This is a genomic window from Rhodoferax sp. GW821-FHT10B06, from assembly GCF_059415605.1.
Genome location: NZ_JBWKNO010000007.1, coordinates 144,289 through 166,233 on the forward strand (window position 1 = coordinate 144,289; position 21,945 = coordinate 166,233).

The following is a 21,945-nucleotide window of genomic DNA, read 5'->3' on the forward strand; positions in this document are numbered from 1 at the left end:
TCAAGCGTTCGATTGTAGGGTCGGTGCCCAGGTGGCCACATCGGCCAGGGACTGGGTGGTTTGCACTCCGCTGCCGTCGCGCAGGGATTTGACCGTCACCAGGTTTTGCGCCAGCTCGTCGGCGCCAAAGATCAACGCAAACCGGGCGCCGCTGCCGTCGGCCTTCTTCAGCTGCGACTTCATGCTGCCCATGCCCTCGCCGGCTCCAGCGTGCATTTGCACCTGCACGCCGGCGCGGCGCAGGGTCTGCAAGGTTTGCATGGCGACCGGCAAGGCGGCGATATCAGGCACGACCGCATAAGCGTCGGCCGCTTGCGCAGGCAACTCGGCGCCCTGCTCCTTGATCAGTTCCAGCACGCGCTCGATGCCCATGCCCCAGCCGACAGCCGGTGTAGGCTTGCCACCCAGCAGCTCGAACAGACCGTCATACCGACCGCCGCCGCACAAGGTGCCCTGCGCGCCCAGCTCGTCGGTGATGAATTCGAACACCGTGTGGCTGTAATAGTCCAGGCCGCGCACCAGACGCGGGTTCACGGTCCACTGCACACCGCAGCCGGTCAGCAAGGTTTGCACCGTGTCCAAATGCTTGAGCGAAGACTCGCCCAGGTAGCTGAGCAGCTGCGGCGCGTCCTGCACCATGGCCTGCATGGCTGGGTTCTTGGTATCCAGAATGCGCAGCGGATTGGTCAGCAAACGGCGCTGGGCATCGGTGTCCAGCAAGTCGCGGTGCTGTTCGAAATAGGCGATCAGCGCGGCGCGGTGCGCCTGGCGCTCGGCCGGCACGCCCAGACTGTTCAGCTCGACGCGCACATTGCGCAGGCCCAGGTTGGCAAACAGCTCGCTGGCCAGCAGCATGATCTCGGCGTCGACCTCAGGGCCGGAAAAACCCAAGGCCTCCACGCCCAATTGGTAGAACTGTCGGTAGCGGCCGCGCTGGGGCCGCTCGTGGCGAAACATCGGGCCCATGTAGTACAGGCGCTTACCACCGTCATAGGTCAGGTTGTGCTGGATCGCCGCGCGCACCACGCCGGGCGTGTTTTCGGGCCGCAGCGTCAGCTGTTCACCATTCAATCGGTCCTCAAAAGAGTACATCTCCTTCTCGACGATGTCGGTGGTCTCGCCGGTGCCGCGCACGAACAAGGCGGTGGGCTCGACGATCGGCGTGCGGATCATGCGGTAGGCCGAGCGCGCCATCAGCGTGCGGACCTTGTCTTCCAGCCATTCCCAGCGCGCAGAGTCGGGCGGCAGTATGTCGTTCATGCCTTTGACGGCAGTGAGTTTGTCAGCCATAAATCCAATTACTATTATTTGATAGCTACTAGCGCATACCGAATATGCGCTAGAGGCCGATTTGATGCTTAAATCTGACTACGCAATCGCAGCCGCACCGAAGCGCTTGGCGATGTAGTTTTCGACGATGACCTGGAATTCCTGGGCGATGTTGTCGCCGCGCAGGGTGACGCTTTTTTCACCGTCGATATACACCGGCGCGGCCGGCGCCTCGCCGGTGCCCGGCAGGCTGATGCCGATGTCGGCATGCTTGCTCTCGCCCGGGCCATTGACGATGCAACCCATCACGGCCACTTTCATGGCCTCGACGCCTGGGTACTGCTTGCGCCAGACCGGCATCTGCGCGCGCAGGAAGTCGTCGATCTGCTTGGTCAGTTCCTGGAATGTCGTGCTGGTGGTGCGACCGCAGCCGGGGCAGGCGGTGACGCTGGGCACAAAGCTGCGCAAGCCCAGGGCCTGCAAGATTTCCGACGCGACCACGACTTCTTGGGTACGGGCTTCGCCGGGCTGCGGCGTCAGCGAGACGCGGATGGTGTCGCCAATGCCTTCTTGCAGCAACACAGCCAGGGCAGCGCTGGAAGCCACTGTGCCCTTGGTGCCCATGCCGGCTTCGGTCAAGCCCAGGTGCAGCGCATAGCGGCAGCGCTGCGACAGGGCGCGGTAGACCGAGATCAGGTCCTGCACGCCACTGACCTTGCAAGACAGAATGATTTGCTCGGGCGCCAAGCCCATGGATTCGGCCAGCTTGGCGGATTCCACGGCCGAGGTGATCAGCGCCTGGTACATCACCGGTTTGGCGTCCCAGGGCACAGCGCGGCGGCTGTTTTCGTCCATCAGGCCGGCCAGCAGCTCCTGGTCCAGACTGCCCCAGTTGACGCCGATGCGGACGGCCTTGTTCCAGCGCACCGCGGCTTCGATCATCTGACCGAACTGGCGATCGCGCTTGTCGCCCTTGCCCACGTTGCCAGGGTTGATACGGTATTTGGACAAAGCCTCGGCGCAGGCCGGGAACTCGGTCAGCAGACGGTGGCCGTTGTAATGGAAGTCACCGACCAGCGGCACATCGATGCCCATGCGGTCCAGCTGTTCGCGGATATAGGGCACGGCCTGGGCGGCCTCGGGGGTATTGACGGTAATGCGCACCATCTCCGAGCCGGCCAGGGCCAACTCTTTCACCTGGATGGCCGTGCCGATGGCGTCCACCGTGTCGGTGTTCGTCATGGACTGGATGCGCACGGGGGCGTTGCCGCCCACTGTGACATCGCGGGAGCCCCAGCGCACATGGGCTTGGTAGCTATTGCGCGCGCGCGGCGCGGCAGCCTCTACAGGCGTCAGGAAGTCCATTACTTCACCTCGAATCGGGCAACATGGTCTTTGGCAAAAGGCGTCATGTCAAAAGCCTGGCCACGTACTTGCAATTGCACGGCATCCACACGCCCCACCACCATATTGAACGGCGGGGTACCTGATGGCTGGACGACCTCGCCCGCATTCAGCGTACGGCTAAAAGCCACTACGCCCTTGGCATCGGTGACCTTCACCCAGGATTCCCCCGTAGCCGTCATGACCATGATGGAGGGTGCGCTGGCAGCAGTGAGCGGAGCACTGGCAGCAGCAGCCACAACGGGCGCCGAGGCCACAGGCGCTGCAACAGGCGCCACCGCGACCGGAGTTGGCAGCGCAGCAGAAGCCGCCGGCGCAGGCTCCGCCGAGGGTTCCGAAACAGGAGCCTGTGTAGCAACAACCGTAGAGGTATCCACACCTTGGGACACCTCCGACGCCTCTTCCTTGCTTTTCGGCCACAAGAAGACAGCCAAAGCCGCAATCAACAACAGCGCAACGGCCACGACGGACGGACTGGGCATCTGCCCCTTCAGGCCGAAACGTGGCCCCGCATGCGGCTGCCTGAAAGGCGCATTGATCGCCGAGTCCGCCGCGCCCAGGCGCGAGGCAGCTCCCTGGGGAAAATGGGCCAGCACTGGTGCAGCGTCGATCTTGAGACTACGGCATACGCTGGCGGCCAAGGCTCGCGCAAACATGACGTCAGGCAAGGCATCCAAGCGGCCGGCCTCCAGGGCCTCCAGCTTACCCACCGGCACCTTGAGCGACACCGCCAAGGCTGCCACATGCAGGCCCACAGCCTCACGTCCCTGCCGCAAGAGCTGCCCGGCCCGCACAGCCGAAGGCTCACCCTGGGCCAGGGTTTCAGACTCCACTGCAACGGGTGCCGCAGGCACCACTGACTCATTCATCAAATGCCCCTCTCTCATACGCCGCCAGCTCGCGGGATTGTGCATAACGCTTTCGCAGCTGATCCACCAGCTGCATCATTGCCTCACGGTTCTCCATGCGGCGCTCCACCTTGATGCCAAGCCACAAGGACTCGGAATTCGCAAGCTCGGAATTATTGATTCTGCGGATATAGAACTGGGCACGTGTCCATTCGCCACGTTGGTACAACAAAGTCGCCAGGTTGTAGCCGGTGATGGGGTTGCCGGGATCGAGCTCATAAGAGCGTGACAAACTGCGTTCCGCCTCGGGCAACAAATTGGCGCGCTGCTGGCAAAGACCTTCCGTCATCAGTGTTTTGGCGCGCGCACTATAGATGGGGTTGGCCAAGGCCTGTTCGAACATCTGCACGGATTCCGCGTATCGGCCTTGCTGACACATCAACCAGCCATAGTTGTGCATGGTGTTGGGCTCACGCGGGTTCAAGGCAAGAGCCCGGCGGAAACTGTCTTCCGCCAGACGCAAATCGTTCAAGCGCATGTAAATCAGGCCGCGCAGATTGAAAGCATCAGAGAACGAGGGGTCAATCACCAGGGCCTGCTTCAGCTCGTCCAGTGCCACCGTAGTTTGGCCTTGCTCGAAATAGCCGATCGCCAATTGCAGGCGGGTACGTGCATGCTTGCGAGCCTCTGGTTCATCTGACGCCGTCACGATGTCAGTCTGGGTGCCTGGATTGGCGGCGACCGCAGGCGTCACATGCCCAGGCGCGCCGCACCCGGCCAGCCACAGCACCATGGCACATCCAGCCAACAGCCCCAATAGGCTGTTACCCCGCAGTTTTTTTTGCATTCCTCAGACCCCTTTGGACGATTCAACCACTGGCGGCACCTGCGCCATCATCACCATACGCTGCTGGGCCATGCGTTTCACCACCTGGGTGCGGTCCTTGACGTCACCGGCCAGCTGACCACAGGCCGCATCGATATCGTCACCCCGGGTCTTACGCACCGTTGTCACGATACCGGCGTCACTCAACAGTTTGCCAAATGCCGCCACGCGGGCCAGGGGCGAACGCAACAGGCCCGACGCTGGGAAGGGGTTGAAGGGAATCAGATTGAACTTACACCACACGCCGGGGTGGCGGTATTGCTGCACCAGTGCGATCAGCTCCTGGGCATGCTCGGGTTGGTCATTGACGCCATCCAGCATGCAGTATTCAAAGGTGATGAAGTCCCGTGGGGCACGCTCCAAATAGCGGTTGCACGACTCCATCAGCTCGGCCAAGGGGTACTTACGGTTCAATGGAACCAGGTTGTCACGCAGGGGATTGTTCGGCGCATGCAACGACACCGCCAGGGCTACAGGGCAATCCTGCGCCAGGCGGTCGATCATGGGCACCACGCCAGAAGTAGAAACCGTCACCCGGCGGCGCGACAAACCATAACCATGGTCGTCCAGCATCACCCGCAGAGCTGGCACCAAAGCGTTGTAATTCTGTAAAGGCTCGCCCATCCCCATCATGACGACGTTGGAGATGACGCGATCTTCGGTTTTGAGGTGTTTACGCAAGAAGTGCTCAGCAAACCATAGCTGGGCCACGATTTCACCGGTGGTCAGATTGCGACTGAAGCCCTGGTGCCCGGTGGAACAAAATCGACAGCCTACAGCGCAACCGGCCTGGGATGAAATGCACAGCGTGCCGCGGTCGCTCTCAGGGATAAACACCGCCTCAACGGCATTGCCCTCGCCCACATCAAACAACCACTTGATGGTGCCATCAGTGGATGCATGCTGACTGATGACCGGCAAGCCCTGCACATGCGCGCTGCCGGCCAATTTACCGCGCAGAGACTTGGCCAGATCACTCATCTGGTCAAATTCTGTGGCTCCACGCTGGTGTATCCAGCGGAACAACTGTGTCGCGCGAAAACGCTTTTCCCCGAGCCGTTCACAAAATGCGGCCAAGCCGTCGAGATCAAACTCGAGCAGATTGGTCGTCATTTCAGGCGCCGCTCAGGGCTCACCCCCACCAGCGATGCCCTCTTGCAGAGGCAGCGAAGCATGAGGGTGCACATAGTTAGCGGGAGTAAACGTTCAGGCCAGCAAAGAAGAAGGCGATTTCTTCCTTGGCGGTTTCAGCAGCGTCAGAACCATGCACGGCATTGGCGTCGATGCTGTCAGCGAAGTCAGCACGGATGGTGCCGGCGTCAGCCTTCTTGGGGTCCGTTGCACCCATCAGGTCACGGTTCTTCAGAATGGCGTTTTCGCCTTCCAGGGCCTGGATCATCACAGGACCGGAAATCATGAAGTCCACCAGATCCTTAAAGAAAGGACGGGCTTTATGCACAGCGTAGAACGCTTCAGCTTCGCCGCGCGAAAGGTGCGCCATGCGGGCTGCCACAACCTTGAGGCCAGCTGCTTCAAAGCGTGCATAGATTTGACCGATCACGTTCTTGGCGACTGCGTCGGGCTTGATGATGGAGAGGGTACGTTCGATAGCCATGATTTTCCTGAACTTAGGTTTTTTGAAATTTTGCCAACAAAGCAAAGCCTGCGAGTTTAACCCGCCGGCATGCCCACTTTATGAATAGGTTGTAGTGGTGCGAGCAATTGCCTTGCTCTCATCCACAATTAGCGGTTACGGCCACCACTGCGGCGTGGCCCGCCGTTACCGCTGCCACCAGAGCCCCCACTGCGTCGTGGCCCACCCTGGTTCGGCTCTTTGCGCTGCCGGGTAAAACTATCGGCACCGATGTAGCCAAAAGCGGTCTTCATCGGATCTGGCTGACCACCACTAGGAGTCCGGTCCGCCATATCCTTACGACCTTGACCACGGCCTTTGCCGCCAATCTGGTTGGTCACCAATGGATTCGGGCCTACAGGTGGGTTGACACCCGATGGACGGGGGCCTCGTCCACCCGTGTTGCGACCACCCCGTGTGCGGTTCGGGGCACTACGGGCATCGGCAGGATTGGGCGGGCGGCGGCTAGGGGCACGGGCCTGGCGCGGCACCTCATCGAACTCACTCGCGGGCGCCTTGTTGGCCGCATGCACCAAGGCCTGGATATCGCGATCGTCGAGCTCCATCCAACCGCCGCGCTTGAGGCCGCGGGGCAACAACATGGCACCGTAGCGAATGCGAATCAACCGGCTGACCGCATGGCCCACGGCTTCCAGCATGCGGCGAACCTCACGGTTACGGCCTTCGGAAATGGTCACACGGTACCAGCAATTGGAACCTTCACCACCACCATCTTCGATGCTGCCAAACGAAGCCATACCGTCATCCAGCTTGACGCCATCGAGCAGGCGCTGCTTTTCTTCCTTGCTCAAGGCACCCAGCACGCGCACCGCGTATTCGCGCTCCAGCCCAAAACGTGGGTGCATCAACTGGTTTGCCAGCTCGCCCGAACTGGTGAATAGCAACAGACCTTCGGTATTCAGGTCCAGCCGCCCCACTGACTGCCACTTACCCTGGAACAATTTCGGCAATTTACGGAACACGGTAGGACGATTTTGCGGGTCGTCATTAGTCACCACCTCGCCTACAGGCTTGTGGTACGCAATCACCCGAGCCGGAGGCGGCTCGATGCGAAAACGCACCGGCTTGCCATTGACCTTGACCGAATCCCCGTACTGGACGCGCTGACCAATATGGGCAGGTTCGTTGTTAACCGAAATGCGACCCTCCAGAATCAGCTGCTCCATCTCCAGGCGCGAGCCCATACCAGCCTGGGCCAACACCTTGTGCAACTTCGGGCTCTCCGCAAGAGGCGCCAGCACGCGTTTCAGCGGTGGAATGTCGGCACTTTCTTCGTCGGCATCAAACTGCCCCGACACCACATCCAGAAAACGATTTTCAGCGTCATCCGACGGTGCCGGCGCGGGCCGAGAGCTGGCTTCGACACCCACGGGCAGATCTTCCGTAGCAGGAGGCGTAAACGGCGCGGGGTCAACAGGAGTGTTATGCATGGGGCGAACTTGTTATCGGAGAATCACCGCTGGCGGTGAGGGGAGCAAAAGGAGGCTCGGAGGGCTCCAGCGAAGCTGGGGAAACATCCACAGCGGGGTTATCAATCGGCAATGCCGCTTGCGCAAAGTCTTCAGCTTGCGTCAAAGAGGCCAGCAACTCGGCACTTTGCACAGGGTCATCCGCCAGAGGCAGCTGGTCCAGGGAGGCTAGGCCCAAATCGTCCAAAAACTGGCGCGTGGTTGCAAACAATGCGGGACGCCCCACCGTCTCACGGTGACCAATGACCTCAATCCAGCCACGGTCTTCCAGTTGCTTGATGATCATCGCACTAATGGTGACACCGCGGATCTCCTCCATGTCCCCTCGGGTAGCCGGCTGACGATAGGCAATGATGGCCAAGGTTTCTAATGTCGCGCGCGAATAACGCGGCGGTTTTTCGGGATGCAAACGATCCAAGTACTCACGCATCTCAGGGCGACTTTGAAAACGCCAGCCGCTCGCCACATTGACCAGCTCCACGCTGCGTTGTGACCATTCACTTTGCAAATCCTGCAGCAGGGACTTCACAGTGTCTGCACTAAGAGCATCGTCAAACAGGACACGCATATCGCGCACAGACAAAGGTTGCTGCGAACAAATCAGTGCAGCCTCGAGGACGCGCTTGGCCTCTGCCGTATTCATGTATGTAACTATTCCGGGGAAAACGCCATTCAAGGACGCAAAATCGACAGCGCGGAACTCACGGTACACGCGACCCGCTGGGGTGTCGTCAAAAAACTGATAGCGTCAGGACCCAAGCCCGAGCATCAAACGCTTTTAGCCATTGTAACTGAGACCCCAGTCGACCAAGGCAAGGCGCATATCCTGCGGCAGTGGCGCATGGAATCGCAAAGCCTCCCCCGTCATCGGATGGACAAATGCGAGCTGGGTCGCATGCAATGCCTGGCGGGCCATTCCGGCAGCAGCGGTACCGCCATACACAGCATCCGCCACCAGAGGGTGCCCAGCGGCAGCCATATGCACCCGGATCTGATGGGTGCGGCCCGTATGCAAGGTGCAGCGAACCAGGCAGCCTTGGTCGCAATTCTCCAGCAGAGCCACATCGGTCCTGGCAGTTTTACCCGTATGCAAGGCCAAATCAACCACGGCCATGCGCAGGCGATTGCGCGGATCACGCCCAATCGATGCGTCCAAACTACGGTTTGCGGGGCCAGTCCAGGCCTTGTGCGCCAAAGCCAGATACTGGCGACTCACGTCTCGGGACGCGATCATGGCCACCAGTGCATCCATAGTGGCCCGACTTCTGGCCACGACCATCAAACCACTGGTGTCTTTATCCAGCCGATGAACGATGCCTGCCCGCGGCAGCATCTGGGCTTGCACATCGCGCGCCAACAGTCCGTTGAGTAAAGTTCCGCTCCAGTTTCCCGGAGCCGGATGCACCACCAAGCCAGCAGGTTTATTGATTACGCGCAAAAAAGCGTCTTCAAAAACCACATCCAATAGCATGGGCTCGGGCTTGAAAGCCTGGCTTTGCTGCGTAGGGCGCAACTCAATAACACCTGCATCCCCGGCCTTTACTTTGGCCGCAGGCTTTAGTGCAGGCCGGCCATTCAGAGTCACCGCCCCAGCCTCTATCAATTGCTGCAGATAACTGCGCGAAAACTCCGGCACCAGCTCTACCAAAGCGCGGTCCAGCCTCTGCCCATGCAAAGCTTCGGCAATATGTAATGCGCGCTGCTCTGACTCCACCTCCAGAGGATCCGGAAGGTTTTCTGCCGAGCCGTCAGCAGCAAGGTCGGTCGATATAATCAAATCGCTTAGTTTCAAGAAAGTGGCCAGTGATGTTGCGCTCTAGATTATCGGTGTTCCCTGGCCTGTTGGCCGTCGTTCTGGCTTTCGGCCTATCTGCCTGCTCCACCGTGACCGAAGATAAAACGGTGGGATGGAGCCCCAACAAGATTTACTCCGAAGCCAAGGATGAGCTCAACTCCGGCGCCTATGACAAGGCCATTGGCTTGTTTGAAAAGCTGGAAGGCCGCGCCGCAGGCACGCCGTTGGCACAGCAGGCTCAGCTAGAAAAAGCTTACGCATACTACAAATCAGGCGACAAGGCGCAAGCCCTGGCCACGCTGGACCGATTCCTCAAGCTGCATCCCGCCAGCCCTGCACTGGACTATGCGCTATATCTCAAAGGCATCGTCAATTTCAACGAAGACCTAGGACTATTCTCCTTCGTAACCCGGCAAGATCTGTCCGAACGCGACCAGAAAGCAGCCAAGGAATCCTTTGAGTCCTTCAAGGAGCTGAGCACCCGCTTCCCCGAGTCTCGCTTTACGCCCGACGCCCTGCAGCGCATGGTCTATATCGTCAACTCGCTGGCCCAATACGAAGTGCATGTTGCGCGCTATTACTACAGCCGCGGAGCCTATGTAGCAGCCATCAACCGCGCCCAGTCCGCCCTGGTGGACTACCAGAATGCCCCTGCACGTGAAGAGGCCTTGTACATCATGGTCAAGTCATACGAAGCCCTGGGCATGACGCAGCTGCGCGATGACACGCAACGCATACTGGCGCAAAACTATCCCAAAAGTGAATACGTGAGCCAAGGCTTCAAGGCCAAGGATTCTCCGTGGTGGAAGATTTGGTAAGCGCCTGTAAGGCCGTCTGAAATTCGGCTTCCGTTTTCAAGATCCGCATGGGCGGCAATGCGGCTCGCAGACGCTTGCCATAGCCCATACTGACAAGACGCACATCACAAACCACTAGCAAGCCTCGGTCTGTTTCGTGGCGAATCAAGCGCCCGGCACCCTGCTTCAATGCAATGGCGGCCTCTGGCACGAAATATTCCATAAAGGGATTTCCCCCCTCTGATTCAATTCGCTGAGCTCGCGCCTCTACCACCGGATCATTGGGTGGCGGAAACGGCAGCTTATCGATGATGACGAGCTGTAGCACGTCGCCAGGAATATCAACCCCCTCCCAAAATGATGCCGAAGCCACCAACACACAGCCTGGCTGGCCGTTGAATGCCCCTTGGCGGAAGCGCTCGATCAAGCGGCGCTTAGGCTTATGCCCTTGCACCAAAACCTCTAGCGCCAGATCGCCGGCAAACGCTACCTGCAACGCATCGCCTATCACCTGCAAGGCACGCAGAGACGTAGTCAAAACCATGGTGCGCCCACCCAAACTGCGCGCGGCGTCTGCCGCAAAGAGCGCCACCTGGGCGCTGTGCGATGACTCGCCAGGTTTGGGCAAATGGCGTGGAACATAAAAGCCAGCCTGCTCAGCATAGTCAAATGGACTCGCCACGCGAACACAGCTTGCACCATGGAGTCCACAGCGTTCGGTAAACCAGCTCAATTGCGCATCATCGCCCAAGGTCGCTGACGTAAATACCCAGGATTTTCCGGTGTCCGCAACATCCGCCCCGAAAAGTCTTGCTTTGACAGCCGACGCAATATCCAAAGGAGCCTCTGTCAGGCGCAGATGCATGCCCACCTCCAGCCAGCGCACACCCTGTAAAGAGTTTTCCCGCGAAAACTGCAAAATCACATCGCGCAGTGCCATAGCCCGCTCATGCAGTCGCACAAAGTCAGGAGCCAGCTCACTCACCATATCCAAAGCCATCGCCGCTTGCTGCAAAGCTTCAACCATGTCCGCCATGGCCTCACACCAAACATCCTCCTGCAGACCTTCTGGCGCCGGACCCGTCCAGCGCAAGCGCGTATTCGGGCCGGCCTTCCCCACCACCAGCCGCAGCTCACGCGCGGCGCGTTCCACTGCAAAAACTGTTTGCAGCCAATCCACCAGGCCCCGCGCCTGCTGCAAGCCTGTGGCAAGCAGGTCTCGGGCAAAATCCAGCAACTGCCCGGTTGTGCAATGGGTGCCCAAAAACTGAACTCCGGTTTCGTTAAGCTGATGTGCTTCGTCAAAAATTGTTACCCGCGTAGTAGGCAACAATTCGGCCATCCCGCTCTCTCGTACAGCAAGATCGGCAAAAAAAACATGGTGGTTCACCACCACCACATCCGCCGCTAACGCCTCTCGACGGGCCAGATTGACATGGCAATCGCGAACCCTGGGACACTGGGAGCCTAGACAATTCTCACGTGTTGATGTCACCCTCGGCAGTAAGGTTGAACGCTCGTCCAAAGCGTCAAGTTCAGCCATATCTCCGCTGCGGGTCACAAGGGACCAGCGCTCAATATCGGCCAAGTTCTGCAGTTCAGAACGGTCCACCGGATGGAAATCAAAACGAGCCTGCTCCAGGCGCTGCAGGCACAAATAGCTGCCACGCCCTTTAAGCAAAGCAATGCGCAAGGGTAGCCCCAAAACACGGACCAAGAATGGCAGGTCACGTGCAAACAATTGGTCTTGCAAATTCTTGGTTGCTGTAGACAGCAGGATACGCTCCCCGCTCAGCAACGCCGGCACCAGATACGCAAAAGTTTTGCCTACGCCGGTCCCGGCTTCGGCCACCAATACCCCGCCCTCTTCAATGGTCTTGGCCACACTTAAAGCCATATCCAATTGGCCAAGACGGAGCTTGTAATTACTGGTGGTGCGCGCCAGAACCCCGTCAGACGCAAAGACCTCTTGAACCCGCTGACCCAGGCCCATCAAGCTGGCTCTTTGGGATCAAGTGACATTTCCAAGCGCGCAATTTTGTCCCGCAGGGCCAGGCGGCGCTTTTTCAGCCTTTGCAGCATCAATTCATCCAGTGGTTTATGCTCAACCAAGTGGTCAATGCTGGCGTCTAAATCGGCGTGCTCCATGCGCAATTCGATCAGTTGGCGTTCAGGGGAGTGGAGGTTGGGATTCAAGGCGACGATCTAGAACAAGAAGAGCCAGACGCATTCCAGCTTGGCTGGATAATACGGACAAGTAAAGTTTATCCACACATTATGTGCGGACCCGCTCCCTGCGCCAACCATAGAACTAAGCATTTCATATATGTCCCCAGGTTTTCGGATTACCGCTTCGACGGGCCTTCACAAAGGCGATCGCGAATACCAACAAGACCAGCTCCTACTGCTCAGCCATGCCCGCGTGCACGGCTGTGTATTGGCTGCGGTAGCCGATGGCATGGGTGGCCGAAGCGGTGGTCGCAAGGCATCCGACCAGGTCATGATGACCGCCCGCCAACTCTTCGAACGCTTTGATCCCTATAACGACGACCCGCGCAACCTGCTGAAGAACATCATTGCGGAGGCCCACCTGGTCATCAAGCTGACCGCCATTTCTGCGGAGGAAGAGCCACACAGCACCGCCGCCTTGTTTTTGATTACCCCACAAGGCCAGTGCCACTGGGCGCATACCGGCGACTCTCGCATTTACCACTTCCACAAGGAGCAACTCGTCAAGCGCACGCTAGACCATTCCTTTGTGCAAAACCTGGTGGAGCGTGGCGAAATCACACCCGAAGAAGCCAATACACACCCCAACGCCAACATCCTGCTGGGCTGCCTGGGCACAGAGGCCGACCCGCCTGTAGACGAGCACCTGCAGCTGCAGTTACAACCTGGCGATACGCTACTGGCCTGCAGCGACGGTCTTTGGCACTACTTTACAGACAATGAATTGGGCAGCATCTTGTCCAGCCTGCCACCGCGCGAGGCCAGCGCAATCCTGATAGAGCAAGCGCGTAAGCGCGCCCGAGGCACGGGTGACAATCTTTCCCTGGTTTTGGTGCACATCTCCACACTGTAAGCGCGCCTCCATACACAAAGAGCCCGCCAACCTGAAGGTTGGCGGGCTCTTTGCCATTCTCACCGCGTGCCGCTGTAGCAGCCGCACGCAGGAAAATTAGTTGCGGGTTTGATCAACCAGCTTGTTCTTGGCAATCCAAGGCATCATGGCGCGCAACTGGGTACCGACCTTTTCAATCGAATGCTCGGCCGTCAGACGGCGACGAGCGGTCATGCTGGGGTAGCCGGTACGGCCTTCCAGGATGAACATCTTGGCGTATTCGCCGGTCTGGATGCGCTTCAGGGCGTTGCGCATGGCTTCGCGGGATTCGGCGTTGATCACTTCAGGACCGGTCACGTACTCGCCGTATTCGGCGTTGTTCGAGATCGAGTAGTTCATGTTGGAAATGCCGCCTTCGTAGATCAGGTCCACGATCAGCTTCAGTTCGTGCAAGCACTCGAAGTAGGCCATTTCAGGAGCGTAGCCGGCTTCGACCAGGGTCTCGTAACCCATCTTGATCAGTTCGACAGCGCCGCCGCACAGCACGGCTTGTTCGCCGAACAGGTCGGTCTCGGTTTCTTCCTTGAAGTTGGTTTCGATGATGCCGGCCTTGCCGCCACCATTGGCCATCGCGTACGACAGGGCCAGATCACGGGCCTTGCCGGTCTTGTCCTGGTGCACGGCCACCAGGTGGGGCACGCCGCCACCCTGGGTGTAGGTGTTGCGCACGGTGTGGCCAGGGGCCTTGGGGGCAACCATCCACACGTCCAGGTCAGCGCGGGGCACGACTTGGTTGTAATGCACGTTGAAGCCGTGGGCGAAGGCCAGCGAAGCGCCTTGCTTGATGTTGGGTTCGACGTTGTTCTTGTAGACGGAAGCGATGTCTTCGTCAGGCAGCAGGATCATGACCACGTCAGCGGCCTTGACCGCGTCGTTGACTTCCAGCACGTTCAGGCCGGCCTTGCCAACCTTGTCCCAGGAAGCGCCGCCCTTGCGCAGACCGACCACGACTTTGACGCCGCTGTCGTTCAGGTTTTGCGCGTGCGCATGGCCTTGGCTGCCGTAACCAATGATGGCGACCGTCTTGCCCTTGATCAGGCTGAGGTCACAGTCTTTGTCGTAAAAAACTTTCATGTTCTGCTTTCAAAAATTAAAGGTTTGGCGAAATGCCCATCGACAGGCCCAGGGCGAACGTAATACGCAATCGCCAAAAATAGTCCGTTCGCGTTGAGCCCGTCGAAACGCGCGTACGGACAACTCAAAACTAAACCCGCAGGATGCGCTCGCCACGGCCGATACCGCTGGCACCGGTACGCACGGTTTCCAGAATCGCGCCGCTATCCAGCGCTTCCAGGAAAGCATCGTTCTTACCCTGGTCACCGGTGAGTTCAATGGTGTAGCTCTTCTCGGTCACATCGATGATGCGGCCACGGAAGATATCGGCCATGCGCTTCATTTCTTCGCGCTCCTTGCCGACAGCCCGCACCTTGACCATCATCAGCTCACGTTCGGTATACGCGCCTTCGGTCAGATCGACCACCTTGACCACTTCAATCAGGCGGTTCAGGTGCTTGGTGATCTGTTCGATCACGTCGTCCGAGCCGGAGGTCTGGATGGTCATGCGCGACAAGGTGGCGTCTTCGGTCGGAGCCACCGTCAGCGACTCGATGTTGTAACCACGGGCGGAAAACAGGCCGACCACGCGCGACAGCGCACCGGGTTCGTTTTCCAGCAAGACAGCAATGATATGTTTCATAAGACTAGATTCCTCTTTTCGCCGCCCTCCCCCGTGCACGGTAATGCGCGGGCTTGGCGGGCAATAGATTCGTCAGAAAGTTAATACTATCGAATTGATAGCTGCCAGCGCAGGCAGTACCTGCGCCAGAGCCATATTTGGCTTGAAGACCTGGTTACAGATCCTCGCTGCCCAACAGCATCTCAGTGATGCCCTTGCCGGCCTGCACCATCGGAAACACGTTCTCGGTGGGATCGGTACGGAAGTCCATGAACACCGTGCGGTCCTTCAGCTTGCGGGCTTCGCGCAGTGCGGGCTCCACATCTTCGGGGCGCTCGATCAGCATGCCGACATGGCCATAGGCCTCGGCCAGCTTGACGAAGTTCGGCAGTGCGTCCATGTAGCTGCTGCTGTAGCGGCCGGCGTATTCCACCTCTTGCCACTGGCGCACCATGCCCAGGTAGCGGTTGTTCAGCGAGCAGATCTTGATCGGCGTGTTGTACTGCAGGCAGGTCGACAGTTCCTGGATACACATCTGCACCGAGCCTTCGCCGGTGATACAGAACACTTCGCTGTCGGGCTTGGCCAGCTTGACACCCATGGCGTAGGGAATGCCCACGCCCATGGTGCCCAGGCCACCGGAATTGATCCAGCGGCGCGGTTCGTCAAAGCGGTAGTACTGCGCAGCCCACATCTGGTGCTGGCCCACATCGGAAGTGATGTAGGTGTCGGCATCCTTGGTCATGTTCCACAGGGTTTCAACCACATATTGGGGCTTAATTACGTCGCTGGAGCCCATGCTGTACTTCAGGCAGTTGCGGCTGCGCCAGCCTTCGATGGTGCTCCACCAGCTGCCCAAGGCATCGGCGTCGGGCTTGGTGCCGGCTTCCTTGATCATGGCGATCAGCTCGGTCAACACTTCTTTCACATCGCCGACGATGGGGACATCGACCTTGACGCGCTTGGAGATGCTCGACGGGTCGATGTCGATGTGGATGATCTTGCGTTCGTTCTGGGCGAAATGCTTGGTGTTGCCGATCACGCGGTCGTCAAACCGGGCGCCAACGGCCAAGAGCACATCGCAATGCTGCATCGCGTTATTGGCTTCGATAGTGCCGTGCATGCCCAGCATGCCCAGGAATTTCTTGTCGCTGGCCGGGTAGGCACCCAGGCCCATCAAGGTATTTGTGCAGGGATAGCCCAGCATGTCCACCAGGGTGCGCAGCTCTTGCGAGGCATTGCTCAGCAGCACGCCGCCGCCGGTATAGATATATGGGCGCTTGGCCGCCAACAGCAGCTGCAAGGCCTTGCGGATCTGGCCGCCGTGGCCTTTGCGCACCGGGTTGTACGAGCGCATGGCGACGGTTTCTGGGTAGCCGTGGTAAGGCGTCTTCTTGAAGGACACGTCTTTCGGAATGTCCACCACCACCGGGCCGGGGCGGCCGGTGCGGGCGATGTGGAAGGCCTTCTTCATGGTTTCCGCCAGATCGCGCACATCCTTGACCAGGAAGTTGTGCTTGACGATGGGGCGGGTGATGCCCACGGTATCGCATTCCTGGAACGCATCCAGGCCGATGGCGTGGGTCGGCACCTGGCCGCTGATGATCACCATGGGAATGCTGTCCATGTACGCCGTGGCGATACCGGTGACTGCATTCGTTAGGCCGGGGCCGGAGGTGACCAGCGCCACACCCACATCACCGGTAGCGCGCGCATAGCCATCGGCAGCGTGCACGGCAGCCTGCTCGTGGCGCACCAGCACGTGCTGGATAGTGTCTTGTTTGTAGAACGCGTCGTAGATGTACAGAACGGCGCCGCCGGGGTAGCCCCAGATGTGCTTGACGTTCTCGGCCTGGAGACATTTCACCAGAACCTCTGCACCCATGAGCTCTTGGGCGGTAGTACGCGGAGTATTTTGTGCGGCGCTAGACGCTGCGGCCGCCGAAGTGATTTCGGCTTTTGACATTTCCATGATGAACCTTTGTGAATTTCTCTAACGAAATACCTTGGGTGCTTCTTCACGAACTCTTTTGGAGACGTGTTGAAACTTAAGACCAAAGCCATGGGTGGGCTGCTTGCACCACCGAACCATGATCCGTTTGCGTTTTACTTGCGCCTTGGATTATGTCACTGTGCAACGCACAAAATCCATAACAGTCCAAGAAAATGCGATCCCAATGCCATAATCTCGCCCGACAAGCCCTTTCTCGGTGCATATTTCCCCACTGAGAGTCCACCGCCTTTACCAAACGTCCTTCAGACCCGATCTTCTTGGCTACCGAACGCGAACTCTCTGATTTCCTCAAAGGCGTCGAAAAACGGGCGTTCAAGCGCTCGCTGTACCACGTGCGCAATGAAGAATCTGCGCTGGACATCGTGCAAGACAGCATGATGAAGTTGGCCGAACACTACGGCGACAAGCCGGCAGAAGAACTGCCCATGCTGTTTCAACGGATTCTGTCCAACTGCACCCTGGACTGGTTTCGCCGCCAAAAAACCAGAAACACACTGTTCTCCAACATGAGCGATTTCGAGTCCGGCGACGGCGAGTTCGATCTACTGGAAACCTTTGAGCTCTCCGATAGCTCCGAACAAACGGAAAGCGCGGAAGACTCCACCCGCCGGGCACAAGTTTTGCGTGAAATCGATGCGCAGGTACAAGAACTCCCAGCACGTCAACGAGAAGCGTTCCTCATGCGTTACTGGGAGGAAATGGATGTTGCGGAAACCGCCAGCGCCATGGGCTGCTCGGAAGGCAGTGTCAAAACCCATTGCTCACGCGCGGTCCAATCGCTCAGCAAAGCACTCAAGGCACGAGGAATATTTTTATGACACAGCTGCTAGCACCCCGCACGCTTTCTGCGGAAGACCGTTATGCACTCAAGCTCACGGCGCGCCTCTCTGAAGGCAGTAGCGAACTGCCGCACGATATTTCCGAGCGCCTGCGCGTGGCTCGCATGCAGGCCCTGGCCAAACGCAAGGTGGCGCCGTCCATCCGTACGGCCACCGTGGTGCTGGGCCAAGGCGGCAGCGCAACACTGAGTATGGGCAACGAAAACCCAGGCTGGTGGAGCCGACTTGCCTCTGCTGTCCCGATTTTTGCGCTGGTCGTTGGCATGCTGACCATTTACGTTGTGCAAAACGACAATCGCACTGACGAATTGGCCGAAGTGGACTCCGCCTTGCTAACGGACGACCTGCCGACCGCGGCTTACACCGACCCTGGATTTGTAGAGTTCCTCAAAACCAGCCGAGACACCACCCAATAACCCGGACCAGATACGGATGTTCCTTTCGAGCAACGGTCAATTTCTTTCGCTGCAAGCTTATGCAGCTGTGGCAAGCTTGTGTCTGGCGGGTTGGGCCATATCTGCGCCCGCAATGGCGCAAGTCGCCGCTATTTCCAATGGCCCAGCCTCCATTCCCCTGGCGGTCACGGCAAAGACCGAACTGCGACCGCTGTGGAAGGAGTTGACGCCCGCCCAGCAAGAGGCTCTCAAGCCCCTGGCCATGCACTGGAACGATATCAGCGAGCCCCAGAAGCGCAAATGGCTGGCCTTGTCTGCCAATTACGGAAAAATGAATGACACTGAGCGGGCCAATCTGCATGAACGCATGCTGGACTGGGGCTCACTAAGTGTGGCCGAACGCAGCCGTGCTCGCCTGAATTTCGCCGAAGCCAAACGTCTGACACCTTCCGAGAAAAAGGCCAAATGGGAGGCCTACCAAACGCTGTCGGCCGAAGAAAAACACCAGCTGGCCAAACAAGCACCCACCAAGTTACCCGGTGCAGCCACCGCGGTACGGCCTATTTCGCCGCAAAAACTGGTAGTGGTTCCAGCCGCGCGCAAAGACGTCATCAAAAATCCCAGCATCGTGACGGAAGCGCACCAAATCGATCCCAAAACCCTGCTCCCCCTGGCTTTACAGCGCGTAGAACTGGGTAACTCGGCCGGATCCACTCCCGCCAAAACAACGGCCCAATGACGCCCCCTGCCTCCGTGCTGGGTGGCGACACACTCACGGCGCCCAGCTTGCGCCGGCGCATGGCCTGCTGGCTGTACGAGGGCATGCTGATGTTCGGCGTGGTGTTCATAGCCGGCTACTTGTTCAGCACACTCAGCCAAACCCGCAACGCCATGGACAATCGAGGTGCCTTGCAAGCCTTCTTGTTTGTCATATTCGGCATCTACTTCACCTGGTTCTGGTCCAAAGGACAAACCCTGGCCATGAAAACCTGGCATATGCGGGTCGTAGACAAAAACGGTGTTGGCATCACGCAACGCAGGGCATTTATGCGTTACCTGTCCAGCTGGCTGTGGTTCTTGCCACCTCTGGCGGCACTGGCGCCGTTCGAAATTTCGGTGCAGGAAAAAGTGTGGGTGCTCTTCGGCTGGATTGCCGTTTGGGCAGTTTTGAGCCGCTTCCATCCGCAGCGTCAGTTCTGGCACGATGCGCTAGCGGGCACTCGCCTGGTTGCCTCACCGCCCTTAAGCCGTTAAGGGTCGTTAAGGCACTTATGGTGCCTTGGCTCGGCGACAATCAGGCCATGTCCTCTTCCCCCATGCACTCCGAAGCCAATCCCCAAAAATCCCGCACCGGCCTAAGCCGTATCTGGCACGCCGCAGGCTATTCGCTCGCCGGTTTGCGCGCAGGCTGGCATGAAACCGCTTTTCGCCAAGAAGCCATCGCCGCCATGGTGCTGATTCCTGTGGCCGTATGGCTGGCCCATAGCTGGGTGGAGTTTTCGTTGCTGGCAGGCTCCATCGTCATGGTGATGGTGGTGGAACTGCTGAATACGGGAATTGAAACCGCCATCGACCGTATCGGGCCGGAATGGCATTCGCTGTCCAAACGCGCCAAGGATATGGGCAGCGCGGCCGTGCTGCTGAGCCTGCTGATGACCATTGCCATCTGGGGCATGGCGCTGGTCCAGCGCTTTACGGCCTGGATCTAAATGGTTTAGACGGCGGCTTCGTCCTGTTCGCCGGTGCGGATTCGCACCACGCGCTCCACACTGGTGATGAAAATCTTGCCGTCACCGATCTTGCCGGTGCGAGCTGCACGCACGATGGCATCCACGCAGCGGTCCACGTCATCCGACTTGACTACCACCTCGACCTTTACCTTGGGCAGAAAGTCCACCACGTACTCGGCGCCACGGTAGAGCTCGGTATGGCCTTTTTGGCGACCAAAACCCTTGACCTCGGTCACCGTCAGGCCGGTCACGCCACATTCAGCCAGGGCTTCACGGACTTCTTCGAGCTTGAACGGTTTCAGAACGGCGGTAATTTGTTTCATGGTTTTCTCGCTATAGAGTGGAAAAGTTAAGCCCGGAAGCTGCTGGTAATAGGATAGCGCCAATCCTTACCAAAGCTACGGTGGGTCACGCGAATTCCCACTGGAGATTGTCGGCGTTTGTATTCATTAATCTTGATGAGCCGGGTTACGCGCTCCACATCGGCGCGCTCAAAGCCGGCGGCGATGATGGCCTCCAGGCTTTGGTCATTCTCCATATAACGCTCCAGGATCGCGTCCAGCACTTCGTAAGGGGGCAGGCTATCCTGGTCGGTCTGGTCGGCACGCAGCTCGGCGCTGGGTGGGCGGGTGATGATGCGCTCCGGGATCGGGTTGCTGCCGGTGCCATAAGGATCATTGGCATTGCGCCAACGCGCCAGGGCGAACACCAGGGTTTTGGCAACATCCTTGATGACGGCAAAGCCGCCGGCCATATCGCCGTACAAGGTGCAGTAGCCGGTGGCCATTTCACTCTTGTTGCCGGTGGTGACCACAATGCTGCCGAACTTGTTGCTCATGGCCATCAACAGTGTGCCGCGGATACGCGCCTGGATGTTTTCCTCGGTCGTGTCTTCGGCTCGGCCCACAAAATGCGGCGCCAGCGAGGCTTTGAAGGCCTCAAACTCGGGCAGGATGGAGATTTCGTCGTACTGCACACCCAGGCGCGAAGCCATGTCGCGCGCGTCGATCCAGGAAATATCGGCGGTATAGGGCGACGGCATCATCACCGTGCGTACACGCTCCTTGCCCAACGCGTCCACCGCAATGGCCAGCACCAGGGCCGAATCGATACCACCCGACAGCCCCAGCAGCACGCCAGGGAAACGGTTCTTGCCCACATAGTCGCGCAGACCCAGCACCAACGCGTCCCACAAGTCGGCCTGTAGGCTGCGCTCGGGCACTATGCTCGCTTCCAATTTGATAGCAGCCTGCGCAGGTACTGCCTGCACGTAGAACAGATCTTCCTTAAATGCCGGGGCGTGGCCACTCAGCACGCCGTCGGCATCCACGCAGAAGGAATTGCCGTCGAACACCACCTCATCCTGTCCGCCCACGATGTGTGCGTAAATCAGCGGCAGGCCAGCAGCGCGCGCCCGGTCGGCCATGCGCAGCACCCGCTCGCCGCCCTTGCCCACATGAAACGGCGAGGCGTTGATGACGGCCAGCAGCTCTGCCCCAGCCTGCTTGGCCAGCGCGGCAGGCTCGTCGAACCAGGCGTCCTCACAGATCAACAGGCCGACCTTCACGCCCTCTACCTCGAACACGCAGACCCCATGCCCGGGCGTGAAATAGCGGCGTTCGTCGAACACCTGGTAATTTGGCAGCTCGCGCTTGGCATAGGTAGCTAGCACCTGGCCTTCGCGCAGCACGCTGGCCGCATTGAAGCGGCGCTGCACCGCCACGGATTTGGTGCGATCATCGCCGCCGCTGGGGTGGCCGACTACCACCACCAGGCCTTTTAACCCGGCCAGCTCGCGGGCCACTGTTTTCACGGCATCATCACAGGCAGCGGTGAAGGCCGGACGCAAAAAAAGGTCTTCGGCGGCATAGCCGCAAATCGAGAGTTCCGGCGTCAACACCAGGCGCGCTCCTTCGGCATAGGCGGTGCGTGCCGCATCGACGATCTTTTGCGCGTTGCCGGCCAGGTCGCCGACGACAAAATTGAGCTGGGCAACACAGAGTTTGAGAGTCATGGAAACAAAAAAGACGGTGGCAGCAGCAGGCCTGC

The 21,945-nt window shown here is 59.1% G+C and carries 23 protein-coding genes; 7 read left to right on the plus strand and 16 right to left on the minus strand.

The features are described from left to right. From hisS to AC07O2_RS13310, 9 genes are all read right to left on the minus strand, one after another. A complete protein-coding gene (hisS, locus tag AC07O2_RS13270; protein ID WP_495076213.1) occupies positions 1–1,290 on the minus strand; it encodes a histidine--tRNA ligase in 1,290 nt (429 codons plus the stop codon). Positions 1,291–1,368: 78 nt separating this feature from the next. Continuing rightward, positions 1,369–2,634 carry a flavodoxin-dependent (E)-4-hydroxy-3-methylbut-2-enyl-diphosphate synthase gene (gene ispG, locus AC07O2_RS13275; protein WP_495076214.1) on the minus strand — a complete coding sequence of 422 codons (1,266 nt, stop codon included), beginning with the start codon at positions 2,632–2,634 and terminating at the stop codon, positions 1,369–1,371. After that, positions 2,634–3,542, minus strand: a complete 909-nt coding sequence (locus tag AC07O2_RS13280; protein ID WP_495076215.1) for a helix-turn-helix domain-containing protein — start codon at positions 3,540–3,542, stop codon at positions 2,634–2,636. The genes ispG and AC07O2_RS13280 overlap by 1 nt, the downstream gene beginning before the upstream one ends. Beyond that, positions 3,535–4,368: a type IV pilus biogenesis/stability protein PilW gene (gene pilW, locus AC07O2_RS13285; protein WP_495076216.1), complete on the minus strand. Its 834-nt coding sequence runs from the start codon at positions 4,366–4,368 to the stop codon at positions 3,535–3,537. The genes AC07O2_RS13280 and pilW overlap by 8 nt, the downstream gene beginning before the upstream one ends. Before the next feature lie 3 nt (positions 4,369–4,371). After that, the gene (gene rlmN, locus AC07O2_RS13290) at positions 4,372–5,520 is read right to left on the minus strand and encodes a dual-specificity RNA methyltransferase RlmN (RefSeq protein ID WP_495076217.1); all 1,149 of its coding nucleotides are present in this window, start codon (positions 5,518–5,520) and stop codon (positions 4,372–4,374) included. Positions 5,521–5,596: 76 nt separating this feature from the next. Continuing rightward, complete coding sequence (gene ndk, locus AC07O2_RS13295) at positions 5,597–6,022, minus strand: nucleoside-diphosphate kinase (protein ID WP_490593745.1); 426 nt, start codon at positions 6,020–6,022, stop codon at positions 5,597–5,599. A 128-nt stretch (positions 6,023–6,150) separates the two neighbouring features. Then, the gene (locus AC07O2_RS13300) at positions 6,151–7,491 is read right to left on the minus strand and encodes a pseudouridine synthase (RefSeq protein ID WP_495076218.1); all 1,341 of its coding nucleotides are present in this window, start codon (positions 7,489–7,491) and stop codon (positions 6,151–6,153) included. Then, complete coding sequence (gene scpB / locus AC07O2_RS13305) at positions 7,484–8,173, minus strand: SMC-Scp complex subunit ScpB (RefSeq protein WP_495076219.1); 690 nt, start codon at positions 8,171–8,173, stop codon at positions 7,484–7,486. The genes AC07O2_RS13300 and scpB overlap by 8 nt, the downstream gene beginning before the upstream one ends. A 135-nt stretch (positions 8,174–8,308) precedes the next feature. Beyond that, a complete protein-coding gene (locus AC07O2_RS13310) occupies positions 8,309–9,250 on the minus strand; it encodes an RluA family pseudouridine synthase (RefSeq protein WP_495076323.1) in 942 nt (313 codons plus the stop codon). Between the two features lie 86 nt (positions 9,251–9,336). On the opposite strand from AC07O2_RS13310, the gene AC07O2_RS13315 reads away from it, so the two are divergent. Beyond that, positions 9,337–10,143, plus strand: a complete 807-nt coding sequence (locus tag AC07O2_RS13315; protein ID WP_495076220.1) for an outer membrane protein assembly factor BamD — start codon at positions 9,337–9,339, stop codon at positions 10,141–10,143. Here AC07O2_RS13315 and yoaA read toward each other — a convergent pair. Both yoaA and AC07O2_RS13325 read right to left on the minus strand, forming a co-directional pair. Continuing rightward, complete coding sequence (yoaA, locus tag AC07O2_RS13320; protein ID WP_495076221.1) at positions 10,106–12,115, minus strand: DNA repair helicase YoaA; 2,010 nt, start codon at positions 12,113–12,115, stop codon at positions 10,106–10,108. The two genes, AC07O2_RS13315 and yoaA, sit on opposite strands and share 38 nt — an antisense overlap. Beyond that, on the minus strand, positions 12,115–12,318 hold the full coding sequence (locus AC07O2_RS13325; protein ID WP_495076222.1) for a YdcH family protein: 204 nt from the start codon (positions 12,316–12,318) through the stop codon (positions 12,115–12,117). Before AC07O2_RS13325 ends, yoaA begins: the two co-directional genes overlap by 1 nt. A 130-nt stretch (positions 12,319–12,448) precedes the next feature. On the opposite strand from AC07O2_RS13325, the gene AC07O2_RS13330 reads away from it, so the two are divergent. Next, the gene (locus tag AC07O2_RS13330) at positions 12,449–13,204 is read left to right on the plus strand and encodes a PP2C family protein-serine/threonine phosphatase (RefSeq protein WP_495076223.1); all 756 of its coding nucleotides are present in this window, start codon (positions 12,449–12,451) and stop codon (positions 13,202–13,204) included. 96 nt (positions 13,205–13,300) lie between these two features. Here the strand turns inward: AC07O2_RS13330 and ilvC are convergent, their stop codons facing one another. From ilvC to AC07O2_RS13345, 3 genes are all read right to left on the minus strand, one after another. Then, complete coding sequence (gene ilvC, locus AC07O2_RS13335) at positions 13,301–14,317, minus strand: ketol-acid reductoisomerase (protein ID WP_495076224.1); 1,017 nt, start codon at positions 14,315–14,317, stop codon at positions 13,301–13,303. Between the two features lie 130 nt (positions 14,318–14,447). Continuing rightward, on the minus strand, positions 14,448–14,939 hold the full coding sequence (gene ilvN / locus AC07O2_RS13340; protein WP_295960339.1) for an acetolactate synthase small subunit: 492 nt from the start codon (positions 14,937–14,939) through the stop codon (positions 14,448–14,450). A 154-nt stretch (positions 14,940–15,093) separates the two neighbouring features. Beyond that, positions 15,094–16,890, minus strand: a complete 1,797-nt coding sequence (locus AC07O2_RS13345; RefSeq protein ID WP_495076225.1) for an acetolactate synthase 3 catalytic subunit — start codon at positions 16,888–16,890, stop codon at positions 15,094–15,096. A 299-nt stretch (positions 16,891–17,189) separates the two neighbouring features. On the opposite strand from AC07O2_RS13345, the gene AC07O2_RS13350 reads away from it, so the two are divergent. The 5 genes from AC07O2_RS13350 to AC07O2_RS13370 all read left to right on the plus strand — a co-directional run bounded on the left by AC07O2_RS13350 (position 17,190) and on the right by AC07O2_RS13370 (position 19,875). Further along, the gene (locus tag AC07O2_RS13350) at positions 17,190–17,750 is read left to right on the plus strand and encodes an RNA polymerase sigma factor (protein ID WP_495076226.1); all 561 of its coding nucleotides are present in this window, start codon (positions 17,190–17,192) and stop codon (positions 17,748–17,750) included. Then, complete coding sequence (locus AC07O2_RS13355) at positions 17,747–18,187, plus strand: DUF3619 family protein (RefSeq protein ID WP_495076227.1); 441 nt, start codon at positions 17,747–17,749, stop codon at positions 18,185–18,187. The genes AC07O2_RS13350 and AC07O2_RS13355 overlap by 4 nt, the downstream gene beginning before the upstream one ends. 112 nt (positions 18,188–18,299) lie before the next feature. Beyond that, positions 18,300–18,905 (plus strand): DUF3106 domain-containing protein, encoded by a 606-nt coding sequence (locus AC07O2_RS13360; protein WP_495076228.1) that lies wholly within the window; start codon positions 18,300–18,302, stop codon positions 18,903–18,905. After that, a complete protein-coding gene (locus tag AC07O2_RS13365; protein WP_495076229.1) occupies positions 18,902–19,420 on the plus strand; it encodes an RDD family protein in 519 nt (172 codons plus the stop codon). Before AC07O2_RS13360 ends, AC07O2_RS13365 begins: the two co-directional genes overlap by 4 nt. A gap of 47 nt (positions 19,421–19,467) precedes the next feature. Then, positions 19,468–19,875 (plus strand): diacylglycerol kinase, encoded by a 408-nt coding sequence (locus AC07O2_RS13370; protein ID WP_495076230.1) that lies wholly within the window; start codon positions 19,468–19,470, stop codon positions 19,873–19,875. 5 nt (positions 19,876–19,880) lie between these two features. Here the strand turns inward: AC07O2_RS13370 and AC07O2_RS13375 are convergent, their stop codons facing one another. Beyond that, positions 19,881–20,219, minus strand: a complete 339-nt coding sequence (locus tag AC07O2_RS13375; RefSeq protein WP_495076231.1) for a P-II family nitrogen regulator — start codon at positions 20,217–20,219, stop codon at positions 19,881–19,883. Positions 20,220–20,245: 26 nt separating this feature from the next. Continuing rightward, positions 20,246–21,910: an NAD+ synthase gene (locus tag AC07O2_RS13380; RefSeq protein WP_495076232.1), complete on the minus strand. Its 1,665-nt coding sequence runs from the start codon at positions 21,908–21,910 to the stop codon at positions 20,246–20,248. Positions 21,911–21,945 lie beyond the last annotated feature (35 nt).

Bases quoted from the DNA above. Each gene is read 5' to 3' on its own strand.
- hisS (WP_495076213.1), bottom strand. From the start codon at position 1,290: ATGGCTGACAAACTCACTGCCGTCAAAGGCATGAACGACATACTGCCG.
- ispG (WP_495076214.1), bottom strand. From the start codon at position 2,634: ATGGACTTCCTGACGCCTGTAGAGGCTGCCGCGCCGCGCGCGCGCAAT.
- AC07O2_RS13280 (WP_495076215.1), bottom strand. From the start codon at position 3,542: ATGAATGAGTCAGTGGTGCCTGCGGCACCCGTTGCAGTGGAGTCTGAA.
- pilW (WP_495076216.1), bottom strand. From the start codon at position 4,368: ATGCAAAAAAAACTGCGGGGTAACAGCCTATTGGGGCTGTTGGCTGGA.
- rlmN (WP_495076217.1), bottom strand. From the start codon at position 5,520: ATGACGACCAATCTGCTCGAGTTTGATCTCGACGGCTTGGCCGCATTT.
- ndk (WP_490593745.1), bottom strand. From the start codon at position 6,022: ATGGCTATCGAACGTACCCTCTCCATCATCAAGCCCGACGCAGTCGCC.
- AC07O2_RS13300 (WP_495076218.1), bottom strand. From the start codon at position 7,491: ATGCATAACACTCCTGTTGACCCCGCGCCGTTTACGCCTCCTGCTACG.
- scpB (WP_495076219.1), bottom strand. From the start codon at position 8,173: ATGAATACGGCAGAGGCCAAGCGCGTCCTCGAGGCTGCACTGATTTGT.
- AC07O2_RS13315 (WP_495076220.1), top strand. From the start codon at position 9,337: ATGTTGCGCTCTAGATTATCGGTGTTCCCTGGCCTGTTGGCCGTCGTT.
- yoaA (WP_495076221.1), bottom strand. From the start codon at position 12,115: ATGGGCCTGGGTCAGCGGGTTCAAGAGGTCTTTGCGTCTGACGGGGTT.
- AC07O2_RS13330 (WP_495076223.1), top strand. From the start codon at position 12,449: ATGTCCCCAGGTTTTCGGATTACCGCTTCGACGGGCCTTCACAAAGGC.
- ilvC (WP_495076224.1), bottom strand. From the start codon at position 14,317: ATGAAAGTTTTTTACGACAAAGACTGTGACCTCAGCCTGATCAAGGGC.
- ilvN (WP_295960339.1), bottom strand. From the start codon at position 14,939: ATGAAACATATCATTGCTGTCTTGCTGGAAAACGAACCCGGTGCGCTG.
- AC07O2_RS13345 (WP_495076225.1), bottom strand. From the start codon at position 16,890: ATGGAAATGTCAAAAGCCGAAATCACTTCGGCGGCCGCAGCGTCTAGC.
- AC07O2_RS13355 (WP_495076227.1), top strand. From the start codon at position 17,747: ATGACACAGCTGCTAGCACCCCGCACGCTTTCTGCGGAAGACCGTTAT.
- AC07O2_RS13360 (WP_495076228.1), top strand. From the start codon at position 18,300: ATGGCGCAAGTCGCCGCTATTTCCAATGGCCCAGCCTCCATTCCCCTG.
- AC07O2_RS13365 (WP_495076229.1), top strand. From the start codon at position 18,902: ATGACGCCCCCTGCCTCCGTGCTGGGTGGCGACACACTCACGGCGCCC.
- AC07O2_RS13370 (WP_495076230.1), top strand. From the start codon at position 19,468: ATGTCCTCTTCCCCCATGCACTCCGAAGCCAATCCCCAAAAATCCCGC.
- AC07O2_RS13375 (WP_495076231.1), bottom strand. From the start codon at position 20,219: ATGAAACAAATTACCGCCGTTCTGAAACCGTTCAAGCTCGAAGAAGTC.
- AC07O2_RS13380 (WP_495076232.1), bottom strand. From the start codon at position 21,910: ATGACTCTCAAACTCTGTGTTGCCCAGCTCAATTTTGTCGTCGGCGAC.